Genomic DNA, 14897 nt, shown 5'->3' with positions numbered 1-14897 from the left:
CAGCGATCACCGGGTGTCGAAGATCTGGGGGTCCCGCGAGCGGATCGTGGTCGGGCTGACCGGCGGCCCGGAGGGGCGGACGCTGATCCGCCGGGCCGCGCGGCTGGCGGAGAAGGGCGCCGGCGGCGAGGTGCTGGCCGTCTACATCTCCCGCAGCGACGGCCTCACCTCCGCCTCGCCCAAGGAACTGGCCGTCCAGCGCACCCTCGTCGAGGACCTGGGCGGAACCTTCCACCACGTCGTCGGCGACGACATCCCGGCGGCGCTGCTGGACTTCGCGCGCGGGGCCAACGCCACCCAGATAGTGCTCGGCTCCTCACGCCGCCGGAGCTGGCAGTACGTCTTCGGACCGGGCGTGGGCGTCACGGTGGCCCGGGAGTCGGGCCCCGACCTCGACGTGCACATCGTCACGCACGAGGAGGCCGCCAAGGGGCGCGCACTGCCCGTGGCCCGTGGAGCACGCCTCGGCCGGTCCCGGATTCTGTGGGGCTGGCTGGTGGGCGTCGGCGGCCCCGCACTGCTGACCCTGCTGCTGACCCACGTCGACGCCGACCTCGGTCTCGCGAACGACATGCTGCTGTTCCTGACCCTGACCGTGGCGGCGGCCCTGCTCGGCGGGCTCTACCCGGCACTGGCCTCGGCGGCGGTCGGCTCGATCCTGATCAACTGGTTCTTCACAGAACCGGTGCACCGGCTCACGATCGCCGACCCGAAGAACCTGCTCGCACTCGTGATCTTCGTGTTCGTGGCCGTGGCGGTCGCCTCGGTGGTCGACCTCGCCGCCCGGCGCACCCACCAGGCGAACCGGCTGCGCGCCGAGTCGGAGATCCTCTCCTTCCTGGCGGGCAACGTGCTGCGCGGCGAGACCGGCTTGGAGGAGCTGCTGGAACGGGTCCGGGAGACCTTCGGCATGGAGTCGGCGGCCCTGCTCGAGCGGGCGGGCGACGTCGATCCATGGACCTGCGCGGGCCGGGTCGGCCTGGGGAGTGAGCTCGTGCGGCCGGAGGACGCGGACGTCGACGTGCCGGTCGGCGACCACATGGCCCTCGCGCTGACCGGCCGTGTGCTGCCCGCCGAGGACCGCCGGGTGCTCGCCGCCTTCGCCGCCCAGGCCGCGGTCGTCCTGGACCGGCAGCGCCTGCGCCACGAGGCCGACCAGGCCAAGGAACTGGCCGAGGGCAACCGGATCCGCACGGCCCTGCTGGCCGCCGTCAGCCATGATCTGCGTACCCCTCTCGCCGGCATCAAGGCGTCCGTGTCCTCCCTGCGGTCCGACGACGTGGCGTGGTCCGAGGAGGACGAGGCGGAGCTGCTGGAGGGCATCGAGGAGGGCGCCGACCGGCTCGACCATCTCGTGGGGAACCTCCTCGACATGTCCCGGCTGCAGACCGGCACGGTCACGCCCCTCATCCGCGACATCGACCTCGACGAGGTGGTGCCGATGGCGCTGGGAGGGGTGCCGGAGGACAGCGTGGAGCTGGACGTTCCGGAGACGCTGCCCATGGTCGCCGTGGACCCGGGGCTGCTGGAGCGGTCGGTGGCCAACCTGGTCGAGAACGCCGTCAAGTACAGCCCGGACGGCCATCCCGTCCTCGTCTCCGCGAGCGCCATCGCCGACCGTGTCGAGGTCCGGGTGGTCGACCGCGGACCGGGTGTCCCGGATGAGGCCAAGGAACGTATCTTCGCGCCCTTCCAGCGCTACGGCGATGCCCCGCGCGGCGCCGGAGTGGGGCTCGGCCTCGCGGTCGCGCGCGGCTTCGCCGAGGCCAATGGCGGCACCCTCAACGCCGAGGACACGCCCGGCGGGGGGCTCACCATGGTGCTCACCCTCCGGGCGGCTTCGCGTGGCGGGGGACCTCCCGGTTCAGGGGAGTCGTCCCAAGCCGGGGAGCTCGCACACGCGGCTGAGGCTCCTGGCGCCCGGGAGCCCAGCCAGTCCAAGGGGCCTCCTCACGCCGACGGGCCTCCTCGGGCCGAGGGCCCTCCTGGCTCCGACGGCCCTACTCGCTCCGACGGCCCTCCTCGCTCTGACGAGTCCCTTCACTCCGTACGACCCGAAAGGCAGACCACATGACCCGGGTTCTGGTGATCGACGACGAGCCGCAGATCGTGCGCGCCCTCGTGATCAACCTCAAGGCCCGTAAGTACGAGGTCGACTCGGCGCACGACGGGGCCACCGCCCTCGAACTCGCCGCCACCCGCCACCCCGACGTGGTCGTGCTCGACCTCGGTCTGCCCGACATGGACGGCGTCGAGGTGATCCGGGGGCTGCGCGGCTGGACCCGCGTGCCGATCCTGGTGCTGTCCGCCCGGCACTCCTCCGACGAGAAGGTCGAGGCGCTGGACGCGGGCGCCGACGACTACGTCACCAAACCGTTCGGCATGGACGAGCTGCTGGCCCGGCTGCGGGCCGCGGTCCGCCGGGCCGAGCCCACCGGGGGCGGCGAGGACGACGTGATGGTGGAGACCGAGGAGTTCACCGTCGACCTGGCCGCGAAGAAGGTCAACCGGGGCGGAAAGGACGTCCGGCTCACCCCGACCGAGTGGCATCTGCTCGACGTGCTGGTGCGCAACACCGGGCGCCTCGTCAGCCAGAAGCAGCTGTTGCAGGAGGTGTGGGGGCCGTCGTACGGGACGGAGACGAACTATCTGCGGGTGTACATGGCCCAGCTGCGCAGGAAGCTGGAAGCGGACCCTTCGCATCCGAAGCACTTCATCACGGAGCCGGGGATGGGGTACCGCTTTGAGAAGTGAGCTGTGAGGGGGCTGGGGGTCCGGGGGTTGTCCCCCGGGAGATGCAGCATCACGGAGCCGGGGATGGGGTACCGGTTCGAGAAGTGAGCCGGTCACAGGGGGTCGGTTCGAGTGTGTGCACCGGGGGTACGAAGGTGTCGGTGCTCCCCGGTACGCTTCAAGACATGAGTGCTGTTCCTCGTTCCGAAAAGTCGGTGGGCCGGTTCCGGCGCATGCTCGACCGGCTCTCCTCGTCGCAGGAGGACCTGGAGTCCGAGGAGCTGCGTGAGGACGCCGAGACGGCCGGCTGTATCAAGATCGGTGACTGTCGTGACCGACAGATAGTGACCGTTACTGGTACCTTGCGCACGGTCACCCTGCGGCCGCGTGCGGGAGTCCCGGCCCTGGAGGCCGAGCTGTTCGACGGATCCGCCGCCCTGGACGTGGTGTGGCTCGGCAGGCGCTCCATAGTCGGCATAGAGCCGGGGCGCCGGCTGATCGCATCGGGCCGGATCTCCATGAGCCGTGGCCGCCGGGTGCTGTTCAACCCGAAATACGAACTGAGACCCCTCGGACGGGAGTAGCCGGTGACGTCGCTCGACAAGCCGACCGAAGACACCACCGCAGACGCCGAGCAGGAGGCCCGGGCGGTGACCGAGGCCGCGCTGTTCGAGGCCTTCGGCGGCATGCGCGGCATGATCGAGACGGTGCTGCCCGGTCTGCTCTTCGTCACCATCTACACGATCAACAAGGACCTGCACCTGTCGGCGATCGCCGCGCTCGCGGTGTCCCTGGTGCTCGTGGTCGTGCGTCTGGTGATGCGGGACACCATCAAGCACGCGTTCAGCGGTGTCTTCGGTGTTGCCTTCGGTGTCGTGTTCGCGATGATGACGGGCAACGCGAAGGACTTCTATCTGCCCGGCATGCTCTACACGCTGGGTCTGGGACTCGCGTACATCATCACGACCCTGTGCGGTGTGCCGCTGATCGGGCTGATCCTCGGGCCGGTGTTCAAGGAGAACCTCTCCTGGCGCAAGCGGAATCCCGGGCGCAAGAAGGCGTATGCGAAGGCCAGTTACGCGTGGGGCCTGATTCTGCTCGCCAAGTGCGCGATTCTGTTCCCGCTGTACTGGTGGGCGGACACCACGCAGTTCGGGTGGGTGCTGGTGGCGCTGAAGATTCCGCCGTTCCTGCTGGCCGTGTGGCTGACCTGGGTGTTCCTGGCGAAGGCGCCCGCGCCTATTGACGTGTTCGCGGAGATGGAAGCGGCGGAGAAGGCGGAGCGGGAGGCTGCTGCTCGGCCGGCCGAGTAGACGGGCTGAGACAGCCGGACCGGCATGGAGAACGCGCGAAGGGCGCCCTGCGAACACAGGGCGCCCTTCGTCGTCGTAGAACCCGCGAACCGGAGCCGGTTCAGCCCGCCGCGTCCTCGCGCCGGACCGACAGCAGGTCCTCCAGCTGCTCCTCCCGCGCCTGCGCGGCCACGAACAGCAGCTCGTCGCCTGCCTCCAGGGAGTCCTCGCGGGACGGGGTGAGGACGCGGGTGCCGCGGATGATCGTCACCAGGGACGTGTCCTCCGGCCACTCCACGTCGCCGACCTGGGTGCCGGCCAGGGCCGACTCCTCCGGCAGGGTCAGCTCGACGAGGTTGGCGTCGCCGTGGCTGAAGCGGAGCAGACGGACCAGGTCGCCGACCGAGACCGCCTCCTCGACCAGGGCGGACATGAGGCGGGGGGTGGAGACCGCCACGTCCACGCCCCAGGCCTCGTTGAACAGCCACTCGTTCTTCGGGTTGTTCACTCGGGCCACGACGCGCGGGACGCCGTACTCCGTCTTCGCCAGGAGCGAGACGACCAGGTTGACCTTGTCGTCGCCCGTCGCGGCGATCACCACGTTGCAGCGCTGCAGCGCCGCCTCGTCCAACGACGTGATCTCGCAGGCGTCGGCCAGCAGCCACTCCGCCTGCGGGACCCGCTCGACCGAGATGGCGGTCGGCGCCTTGTCGACGAGAAGGACCTCATGGCCGTTTTCGAGTAGCTCGCCCGCGATCGAGCGGCCTACCGCGCCGGCACCGGCAATGGCGACCCTCATCAGTGACCGCCCTCCTCTTCGGGACCCTTGGCGAACGCCGCCTCGACCTTGTCGACCTCGTCGGTGCGCATCATCACGTGCACCAGGTCGCCCTCCTGCAGCACCGTCTGCGACGAGGGCAGGATCGCCTCGCCGAGCCTGGTGAGGAACGCGACGCGGACGCCGGTCTCCTCCTGGAGCCTGCTGATCTTGTGGCCGACCCAGGAGTTCGAAGCGTGTACTTCGGCCAGCTGGACGCCGCCCGTGGGGTCGCGCCACAGCGGCTCGGCGCCGGCCGGGAGGAGGCGGCGCAGCATCTGGTCGGCCGTCCAGCGGACCGTGGCCACGGTGGGGATGCCCAGGCGCTGATAGACCTCGGCGCGGCGGGGGTCGTAGATACGGGCCGCGACGTTCTCCACGCCGAACATCTCGCGGGCCACGCGCGCGGAGATGATGTTCGAGTTGTCGCCGCTGGAGACGGCGGCGAAGGCGCCGGCCTCCTCGATGCCCGCCTCGCGCAGGGTGTCCTGGTCGAAGCCGACGCCGGTGACGCGGCGGCCGCCGAAACCGGGGCCCAGCCGTCGGAACGCGGTGGGGTCCTGGTCGATCACTGCGACCGTGTGCCCTTGTTGCTCCAGGGTCTGGGCCAGAGCGGAGCCCACCCTTCCGCAACCCATGATGACGATGTGCACGGCGCTTACCCCGCACTCCTCGTGAGGCGTCTGACTTGCGTGAACGTGGTGCTCATAACCTTCTCTCGGTTCGCCGGGCAACAGGCGCGGGCCGGTCGCGGACCGCTGGGCAACATCATGCCGGGGAATGCCGGGGATGATCCCTCGCGGTACGGATCGTGGACTCGCGTGTGCCTCAGTCCACCGTAACGTTCGGCTCTGACACACCGACCGGGGAGTCGGGTCTTGCCGCTCGCCCGCTCAACGGCGGTTGAAGCTGCGCAGGCTCGCCAGTGCGAGGACGCCGAGGCCGGCGAGCGAGACGAGGGCTCCGACGAGCTGAGCGGTCGTCTGCGACATGAGGCCTCCCGGATGTGATGAGCGTACCGACGCAGGTCATGGAGGCATGCGGATGCCTTCCGGCCCGGCGCCCGGCGCGAGCGTGGCACGGAATTCACCCCCGCGCCGCTCGCGATTTCACCCGGATGTGCTCCGGACCAGGCCGGGGGCCTACGATTCTCTGTTGTGTCCAAACTGACCGACGTGCCCAAACGGATTCTGATCGGGCGCGCGCTGCGCAGTGACCGGCTGGCGGAAACGCTGCTGCCGAAGCGCATCGCCCTGCCCGTCTTCGCTTCCGACCCGCTGTCGTCCGTGGCGTACGCGCCCGGAGAAGTGCTGCTGGTCCTCTCCATCGCGGGCGTGTCGGCCTACCACTTCAGCCCCTGGATCGCGGCCGCGGTCGTCGTGCTGATGTTCACGGTGGTCGCCTCCTACCGGCAGAACGTGCACGCCTACCCCAGCGGTGGCGGCGACTACGAAGTGGCCACCACCAACCTCGGCCCCAAGGCGGGACTGACGGTCGCGAGCGCCCTGCTCGTCGACTACGTCCTGACCGTCGCCGTCTCCATCTCCTCCGGCATCGAGAACCTCGGCTCCGCGATCCCGTTCGTCGTCGAGCACAAGGTCGAGTGCGCGGTCGGCGTGATCGTGCTGCTGACGCTGATGAACCTGCGCGGCGTCAGGGAGTCCGGCAGCCTCTTCGCGATCCCGACGTACGTCTTCGTCGCGGGCGTCTTCATCATGATCGCGTGGGGCGCGTTCCGCGGGCTGGTCCTGGACGACACCATGCGGGCGCCCACGGCGTCGTACGAGATCAAGCCGGAGCACGAGGGCCTCGCGGGCTTCGCGCTGGTCTTCCTGCTGCTGCGGGCCTTCTCCTCGGGCTGTGCCGCGCTCACCGGTGTCGAGGCGATCTCCAACGGCGTCCCGGCCTTCCGCAAGCCCAAGTCGAAGAACGCCGCGACCACGCTCGCGATGATGGGCCTGCTGGCCGTCACCATGTTCTGCGGAATCATCGGGCTCGCCATGGTGACCAAGGTCCGCATGGCCGAGAACCCGGCCGTCGACCTGGTGAAGGACGGTGTGGCGGTCGGCGCCGACTACGTCCAGAACCCGGTGATCACCCAGGTCGCCGAGGCCGTGTTCGGCAAGGGCAGCTTCTTCTTCCTCGTGCTCGCGGCGGCCACCGCGCTGGTGCTCTTCCTCGCGGCCAACACCGCCTACAACGGCTTCCCGGTGCTCGGCTCGATCCTCGCCCAGGACCGCTATCTGCCGCGCCAGCTGCACACCCGCGGCGACCGGCTCGCCTTCTCCAACGGCATCGTGCTCCTGGCGGGCGCGGCCGCGCTGCTGGTGTGGGTCTACGGCGCCGACTCCACGCGCCTGATCCAGCTGTACATCGTGGGCGTGTTCGTGTCCTTCACGCTCAGCCAGACCGGCATGGTCCGCCACTGGAACCGCCTCCTCGCGACGGAGACCGACCAGGCCAGGCGCCGCCACATGATCCGCTCCCGCGCGATCAACACCTTCGGCGCCTTCTTCACCGGACTGGTCCTGGTCGTCGTCCTGGTCACCAAGTTCACGCACGGCGCCTGGGTCGCCCTGCTCGGCATGGTGATCTTCTATGTGACGATGACGGCCATCCGCCGCCACTACGACCATGTCTCCGAGGAACTCGCCGCCCCCGAGGGGCCGAGCGACGACAGCGTACGGCCGTCCCGCGTGCACTCCGTCGTCCTGATCTCCAAGATCCACCGCCCCGCCCTGCGCGCCCTGGCCTACGCCAAGCTGCTGCGCTCGGACACCCTGGAGGCGCTCAGCGTCAACGTCGACCCGGCGGAGACCAAGGCACTGCGCGAGGAATGGGAGCGGCGCGGGATCGACGTCCCGCTGAAGGTGCTCGACTCGCCCTACCGCGAGATTACGCGGCCGATCATCGAGTACGTGAAGGGGCTGCGCAAGGAGTCGCCGCGCGACGCGGTGTCGGTGATCATCCCCGAGTACGTGGTCGGCCACTGGTACGAGCACCTGCTGCACAACCAGAGCGCGCTGCGCCTGAAGGGCCGGCTCCTCTTCACGCCGGGCATCATGGTGACCTCGGTGCCCTACCAGCTCCAGTCCTCCGAGGCCGCGAAGGTCCGGGCCCGCAAGCGGCAGGACTGGAACGCGCCGGGTTCCGTGCGCCGGGGGCCTGCGCAGGAGCGGGCGAAGGAGACCGAGGCCCAGCGGTGACGCGGGCTGGGGCCCGGCCGGAACCACGTAGACTGGTGGGCTGTTGTCAGGCCCTCGGAGACCGCAGCTGAGGCCGTACCCCTTCTCGTCGTACCGTTTCTCGATCTGGAGTCACCCCACCATGCAGGCAGAACCGAAGAAGTCGCTGGTGGGGGAGGAGTACGAGGTCGAGATCGGCCCCGTCGCCCACGGCGGGCACTGCATCGCCCGTACCGACGCCGGCCAAGTGCTGTTCGTCCGGCACACGCTGCCCGGCGAGCGGGTCGTGGCCCGGGTGACCGAGGGCGAGGAGGGCGACCGCTTCCTGCGCGCCGACGCGGTCGAGGTCCTGTCGGCCTCGAAGGACCGCATCGAGGCCCCTTGCCCCTTCGCCGGGCCCGGCCGCTGCGGCGGCTGCGACTGGCAGCACGCCAAGCCCGGGGCGCAGCGCCGGATGAAGGGCGAGGTCATCGCCGAGCAGCTCGAGCGGCTCGCGGGGCTGACTCCGGAGGACGTCGGCTGGGACGGCACCGTGATGCCGGCCGAGGGCGACAAGCTGCCGGCCGGGCAGGTGCCGCAGTGGCGGACTCGGGTCCAGTACGCGGTCGACGCCGACGGCCACGCGGGTCTGCGCCGGCACCGCTCGCACGAGGTGGAGCCGGTCGACCACTGCATGATCGCCGCGGAGGGTGTCAGCGAGCTGGGCATCGAGAAGCGGGACTGGACGGGCATGGCGTCGGTCGAGGCGATCGCGGCGACGGGGTCGCAGGACCGGCAGGTCATCCTGACGCCCCGGCCGGGCGCGCGCCTGCCGATCGTCGAGCTGGACAAGCCGGTGTCGGTGATGCGGGTCGGTGAGAAGGACGGCGGCACCCACCGTGTCCACGGCCGCCCCTTCGTCCGCGAGCGCGCCGACGGCCGCACCTACCGGGTCGGCAGCGGTGGTTTCTGGCAGGTCCACCCGAAGGCCGCGGACACCCTGGTGACGGCGGTCATGCAGGGCCTGCTGCCGCGCAAGGGCGAGATGGCCCTCGACCTGTACTGCGGCGTGGGCCTCTTCGCGGGCGCTCTCGCCGACCGCCTCGGCGACAAGGGCGCGGTCCTCGGCATCGAGTTTGGCAAGCGCGCGGTGGAGGACGCCCGGCACAATCTGGCCGGCTTCGAGCGGGTGCGGATCGAGCAGGGCAGGGTCGAATCGGTTCTGCCGCGTACGGGGATCACCGAGGTGGACTTGATCGTCCTGGACCCGCCGCGGGCTGGGGCGGGGCGGAACACGGTGGCGCATCTGGCATCGCTGGGGGCGCGGAGGATCGCGTATGTGGCTTGCGATCCGGCGGCGTTGGCTCGGGATTTGGGGTACTTCCGGGATGGGGGGTATCGGGTGCGGATGCTGCGGGCGTTTGATTTGTTTCCGATGACTCATCATGTGGAGTGCGTTGCCATCCTGGAACCGACCGCGAAGGGCTCCTGACCTGCGGTTTTGTGCGTGTGCATGGGGTATGGTGTGGGCGCTACGGGCGATATCTCGACGCTGAAATGACGCTCGTTCTGACGGGATGTCAGGGTCGCTTGCGTCGCTGCTGAGGTGCTCTGGTGGCCACCTCCCACCATGCCTGAGCCGGCAAGAACGAAGTCGGTCCCCGGAACCCTGGGCTCGCAGCTCTCGTCACGGAGAGCTGCGAGCCCAGGGTGCGCTCGGGGTTCAGCCCATCAGCTTGCGGATCTCGGTGATGAGACCGACCAGGGCCTCACGCTCCGGGGCGGTCGTCTCCGGGTGCCACAGGTCGACGAGGAGACAGGCGCGCGGCCTGTCGCCCTTGTTCCACGCCTCGTGCTCGAAGGAGTAGTCGAAGAGCAGGCACTCGCCCTCCTGCCACTGCCGGGTCTCGCCAGCCACCGTGATGCCGCATCCCTCGGGGATGTCGATCGCCAGGTGCAGGTTGATGCTGAAGTTCCACAGGTCGCAGTGCGGGGCGATCGAGGCACCGGGCAGCAGCGTCGAGAAGTGGCTCTCCAGGAGGGGACAGAGCTTGCCCTGCTCGACGGCCTCGCGGGTGAGGATGGTGTACGCGGTGGGCACCAGAGCGGCCGAGGACTCCACCGGCCCGCCGTCGCGGAAGAGGTACAGCGCCTGCCAGTTCTCCTGGCGGGTCAGGTAGTGCTCGTAGTCGGAGAAGGCGCTCTTGCGGTCGGACCAGGCGGCCGCGAGCTCCTGCTTGATGGCGCCGTGGCCGGCTTCGAAGGCGCGGACGACGGGCTCGATCTCCGGGTGCTCGTAGGGATCGTGCCACGGCTTCTGGGAGATCCCCGGCATGACCCACTTGGCGTCCTTCTGCAGCGGATGCCGCTCCTGCCGCTTGGCGTACACCATCTCCTCGACGCGGGTGATGGAGCCGGCTCCGTGCCGGTCCTTCACGACCTGGAAGATCTCATCGATTTCGGGAGTCATGTCTCGCTCCTTGTGGGCGGGGTGGTGAGGTGGGTGGAGCAGCGGCGGTCGGTGGGCCACGACTTCGCGCTGCTGGACGGAGTTGCTCGCCGCCGGGCCGCCAGGCGGTCGATCAGGGTGAGTGCGGGCGCGGTCAGCACCGTGGTGACCAGCGTCATCACCACGAGCATCGCGAACACCGTGGGCGTGATGATCTTCGTCTGCAGTCCGACGCCGAGGACCACGAGCTCGGTCAGCCCCCGGCAGTTCATGAGTGCGCCGAGCGAGAGCGACTCCCGCCAGCCGAGCCCGGCCAGTCGGGCCGCACCGGTGCTCCCGGCCCACTTGGTGACGGTCGCGACGGCGACGATGAGGGCGCACCAGCCCCACAGGCCTGGCTCCGCGCCGAGCAGTCGGAAGTTGGTCTGCAGTCCGGAGTAGACGAAGAACAGCGGCAGCAGAAGCACCACGGTGACGCCTCGCACCTGTTCCACGGCTGCCGTCTGCGCCGCACCGCGCGGAACGATGGCGCCGAACAGGAACGCTCCGAACAGCGGGTGGATGCCGATCCAGTCAGTGGCGAACGACGCCAGCAGGATCCCGGCGAGGATCACGAGCAGGAGTGCCGTACCCCCGCCCAGCCGATCCGCGTGACGCTCGGCCAGCCGGACCAGCACGGGGCGCACTCCGTACATCATCACGGAGATGAACACAGCGGTGAGGGTGACGGTGATGACCACCGCGGCGAGCGAGGTGTTCCGTCCCAGCGCGGTCGCCAGGGCGAGCAGGCACCAGGCGGTGATGTCGTCGACGGCCGCGCAGGTGAGGGCGAGTGCCCCCACCGGGGTTCGGTCGATCTTCCGGTCCGTCAGGATCCGCGCGAGCACCGGGAACGCCGTGACGCTCATGGACAGGGCGATGAAGAGCGCGAACGCCGGGAACCCGATGTCGGGTTCGGCGAACCGCCCGTACATCACGAGTGCGAGGAGGATCCCGCCGAAGATGGGCACGGCCACGCTCACGTTGCTGACCAGCACCGCGACCCTGCTGCGGCCACCGACCTCCCGCAGGTTCAACTCGTACCCGATCAGGAACATGAAGAGGACGAGGCCGACCTGAGCCAGTGCGTTGACCACGGACAGCAGGCCCGTCGGAAAGAGCCACTGCTGCCCCGCCGGCCAGACGGCTCCGAGCAGGGACGGGCCCAGCGCGATGCCGGTCAGGATCTCGCCGATGACCGGCGGCTGCCCCAGCCGCCGGCAGAGGCGGCCGACGACATGGCAGCAGACCATGATCAGGGAGAGCATCAGGAAGAGATGGGATGTCGGAGACACGGCGGGCAGATCAATGGCCACGGCGAAGCACCAGTTCTGTGAGTTCTGGAAGGGACCTATCGCGCATCCGTCCGAGCAATGTCCCGCCATATTTCGGCCAGCGAGTCCCGCCGAGCCATTTCCGCATGACTGCAGGCAATGCTCGCGACGTCGAGCCGGCCCGACACGTATGCGCTCCAGGCAGTCGCCGCGTGCAGGTCAGCGGGCTTGCCGTGCTCCGCCTCGTAGAATTGGACGTTGCCGTCGAATTCACCGGGGATGTGCTCCGTCACGATGCGGTGATTGTTCTCGTAAATCGCGGCGATGTCTGCGAGATGCCGCTCGGCAAGCTCGGTGAACACGCTCCGGTCCCGGCGCAGTGCCGCCACGATCCCGGTCATGGTGAGTGGCTCCTCGCCGTCCTCGGCCTGGACTCCGAAGAATTCGGCAAGTCCCCCCACCACGTCCTCGTCCGTGACCGGGAGCGGATCCTCGGCCGTGTCCACGGGGTAGGAGTCCAGCAGCGCGAGGGTCTCCACCTGCTCGCCCTGGGCCCTCAGCTGGACGGCCATCTCATGGGCGACGACACCGCCGAAGGACCAGCCCATCAGGTGGTACGGACCCGATTCCTGCACAGCACGAATCTGCTGGACGTAGTCGGCCGCCATCTCCTGGATCGAACCCGGGAGTGCGTCCCTGCCGTCCATGCCTCGCGCCTGGAGGGCATAGACAGAGTGTTCCGGGGAGGCGATACCGGCCAGCGGCGAATAGCACCAGCCGATTCCGCTCACGGGGTGGACGCAGAAGATCGCCGAGTTGCCGCCGTGGTCCTTGATGGGCAGGAGAACCTCGAACGCCTCCCCGACCGAGGACCGGCCCAGCTGTTCGGCAAGAGCGGCGGGCGTGGGCGCGGCAAAGAGAGCTCGAATGGCGAGCGTGTCGCCGAGGACGTCCCGGATGCGGCCGATCAGTTGGACTGCCAGCAGGGAGTGGCCGCCCAACTCGAAGAAGCTGTCGTCGATTCCGACCGCCGGCAGGCCCAGGACCTCCGCGAACAGACCGCACAGGATCTCCTCCCGCGGGGTCCGCGGACCGCGCCCGGCCATGTCCGTCTCGTACGAGGGCGCAGGCAGGGCCCGGCGGTTCAGCTTGCCGTTGGCGGTCAGCGGCAGCGCCGCCAGCACCACGAAGGCGGAGGGCACCATGTACTCCGGCAGCAGACCGGCTGCATGGCTGCGCAGGGCCTCGGTGTCCACGGTGTCGCCGCCGGCCGCGGCGACCGCGTAGGCCACCAGGCGCTTGTCGCCGGGCCGGTCCTCGCGGGCCACCACCGCGACCTGGGACAGTCCGGGGAAGTGTCCCAACACGGCTTCGATCTCCCCGAGTTCGATGCGGAAGCCGCGGATCTTCACCTGGTCGTCGACCCGGCCCAGGTACTCCAGCAGTCCCTCGTCGGACCAGCGGGCCAGGTCACCGGTGCGGTACATCCGGCTGCCGCCCGGGCCGAACGGGTCGGCCACAAACCGCTCCGCGGTCAGGTCCGGACGCCCGAAGTACCCGCGGGCCAGGCCCTCGCCCGCCAGGTAGAGCTCCCCGGCCACGCCCGCCGGAACCGGCTGGAGACCGCCGTCCAGGACGTAGGTCCGCGTGTTGTGCAGCGGGCGGCCGATCGACGGTGCCTCCGTGATGGGGGCGTCCGTGGACCACACCGTGGCGTACACCGTTGCCTCGGTCGGGCCGTAGACGTTGTACACGCGCTCGGCCTGGAGTTCCGCCTTGACCTCGGCGGCGGCCTGTGCCGTGAGGGCCTCGCCGCAGAACACCACGGTCTCCGCCGTGGTGCGTACGTCGCCCTGGGACACGATCCGGGCGAGCGCGGACGGAACCCCGCTCACCAGGACCTCCGAACGGTCGTCGGCGTCCCGGTCGCCCAGCGCCAGCAGGTCACGGAGCACTTCGATGCAACCGCCGGTCAGCAGCGGGCCGAATATCTCGAACACGGAGACGTCGAAGTTGAGCGACGTGGTGAACAGGACGTTGGCCAACCGCTGTTCGCCGAACTCGGCACGGGCCCAGGCGACCAGGTTGGTCACGTTGGCATGGGTGACGACAACGCCCTTGGGACGGCCGGTCGAGCCCGAGGTGTAGATGATGTACGCCGGGTGCAGCGGCTGCAGGACGCTGCCGCGATCACGGTCGGTCGGGTCGGTGGCGGGCCGGCTCTCCAGCGCGGCGACGACCTCGGGAGCGTCCAGGACCAGGCGCGGAGTCCGGGAGCCGTCCGGGATCACCTGCTCGGTCTCCTCGACAGTGAGGACGAGCGCCGGCTCGGCATCCTGCAGCAGGTAGGCGATCCGGTCCGCCGGGTACGCGGGGTCGACCGGCAGATAGGCAGCTCCGGCCTTGAGGACGGCGAGCAGCGCCACCATGGTCTGCGCGGTACGCGGCAGAGCGAGAGCGACGAACTGCTCAGGGCCGACCCCGTGCGCGATCAGGTGGTGGGCCAGGCGGTTGGCCCGCTCGTTCAGCTCGGCGTAGCTAAGGTCGGCGTCGGCGGCCAGGACGGCCGGGCGCCCGGGCGTCAGGGCGACCTCCGACTGGAAGAGCGCGGGAACCGTCGCGTCGGTCAGCTCAGCCCCGGTGTCGTTCCACTCCTCCAGAACCTGCCGCCGCTCCGTCGCGGAGAGGATCCCGATCCGGCCGACCGGCCGGTCCGGATCCGCGACCACCGCTTCCATCACTCGCACCAGCTGGGTCACGAGGGCCTCGACGCTCTCGTGGTCGAACAGGTCCGTGCTGTAGTGCAGCAGGCCGCCGATTCCATCCGGACGGCCGGCGATCCCGTACCGCTCGGTGAAGTTGAAGCCCAGGTCGAACCTGCTGTACTCGAACGGGACCGGCTCCTGAGCGACCGTCAGGCCGGGCAGGCTCAGCGCACTGCCGCTGGTGGCGTCCACGCCGAAGATGACCTGGAACAAGGGGTGGCGGGCCAGTGAGCGCTGGGGGTTGATCGCTTCCACCAGTCGTTCGAACGGGATGTCCTGGTGGGAGTAGGCGGCCAGGTCGGTTTCGCGGGTGCGGGCCAGGAGTTCGCGGAACGTGGGGTCGCCGGAGGTGTCGTTGCGCAGG

Annotated in this window: 11 protein-coding genes; 6 read left to right on the top strand and 5 right to left on the bottom strand. The window is 69.7% G+C overall.

From position 1 onward, the window contains the following. The 4 genes from IF78_RS0142060 to IF78_RS0142045 all read left to right on the top strand — a co-directional run. A partial coding sequence (locus IF78_RS0142060; RefSeq protein ID WP_037642790.1) for a DUF4118 domain-containing protein occupies positions 1–2074 on the top strand: 2074 nt, incomplete at its 5' end. Next, complete coding sequence (locus IF78_RS0142055) at positions 2071–2754, top strand: response regulator (protein ID WP_031487987.1); 684 nt, start codon at positions 2071–2073, stop codon at positions 2752–2754. The genes IF78_RS0142060 and IF78_RS0142055, both read left to right, overlap by 4 nt. A gap of 164 nt (positions 2755–2918) precedes the next feature. Beyond that, positions 2919–3317, top strand: a complete 399-nt coding sequence (locus IF78_RS0142050; protein WP_037642785.1) for an OB-fold nucleic acid binding domain-containing protein — start codon at positions 2919–2921, stop codon at positions 3315–3317. 3 nt (positions 3318–3320) lie between these two features. Then, positions 3321–4046 carry a DUF3159 domain-containing protein gene (locus tag IF78_RS0142045; RefSeq protein WP_031487985.1) on the top strand — a complete coding sequence of 242 codons (726 nt, stop codon included), beginning with the start codon at positions 3321–3323 and terminating at the stop codon, positions 4044–4046. Positions 4047–4146: 100 nt separating this feature from the next. Here IF78_RS0142045 and IF78_RS0142040 read toward each other — a convergent pair whose 3' ends face one another. Together IF78_RS0142040 and IF78_RS0142035 are read right to left on the bottom strand one after the other, a co-directional pair. Beyond that, positions 4147–4824, bottom strand: coding sequence for a potassium channel family protein (locus tag IF78_RS0142040; RefSeq protein ID WP_031487984.1), 678 nt, complete (start codon positions 4822–4824; stop codon positions 4147–4149). After that, positions 4824–5495, bottom strand: coding sequence for a potassium channel family protein (locus tag IF78_RS0142035; RefSeq protein ID WP_031487983.1), 672 nt, complete (start codon positions 5493–5495; stop codon positions 4824–4826). The genes IF78_RS0142040 and IF78_RS0142035 overlap by 1 nt, the downstream gene beginning before the upstream one ends. A gap of 504 nt (positions 5496–5999) precedes the next feature. On the opposite strand from IF78_RS0142035, the gene IF78_RS0142025 reads away from it, so the two are divergent. Beyond that, entirely contained in the window at positions 6000–8048 is a 2049-nt protein-coding gene (locus IF78_RS0142025; RefSeq protein ID WP_031487982.1) for an APC family permease, read from the top strand. A gap of 121 nt (positions 8049–8169) precedes the next feature. Further along, entirely contained in the window at positions 8170–9498 is a 1329-nt protein-coding gene (locus IF78_RS0142020; RefSeq protein WP_031487981.1) for a class I SAM-dependent RNA methyltransferase, read from the top strand. A gap of 231 nt (positions 9499–9729) precedes the next feature. Here the strand turns inward: IF78_RS0142020 and IF78_RS0142015 are convergent, their stop codons facing one another. The 3 genes from IF78_RS0142015 to IF78_RS0142005 all read right to left on the bottom strand — a co-directional run. Continuing rightward, positions 9730–10476 (bottom strand): aspartyl/asparaginyl beta-hydroxylase domain-containing protein, encoded by a 747-nt coding sequence (locus IF78_RS0142015; RefSeq protein ID WP_031487980.1) that lies wholly within the window; start codon positions 10474–10476, stop codon positions 9730–9732. Beyond that, a complete protein-coding gene (locus tag IF78_RS0142010; RefSeq protein ID WP_063762253.1) occupies positions 10473–11789 on the bottom strand; it encodes a cation:proton antiporter in 1317 nt (438 codons plus the stop codon). Before IF78_RS0142010 ends, IF78_RS0142015 begins: the two co-directional genes overlap by 4 nt. 56 nt (positions 11790–11845) lie before the next feature. Continuing rightward, positions 11846–14897: non-ribosomal peptide synthetase (locus IF78_RS0142005; RefSeq protein ID WP_037642782.1), on the bottom strand; the 3052-nt coding region annotated here is incomplete at its 5' end.

The organism is Streptomyces bicolor (assembly GCF_000719285.1).
GTDB classification, from domain to species: domain Bacteria; phylum Actinomycetota; class Actinomycetes; order Streptomycetales; family Streptomycetaceae; genus Streptomyces; species Streptomyces bicolor.
The sequence above is the reverse complement of the archived record's forward strand: the minus strand, read 5'-3'. Positions and strand labels throughout refer to the sequence as shown.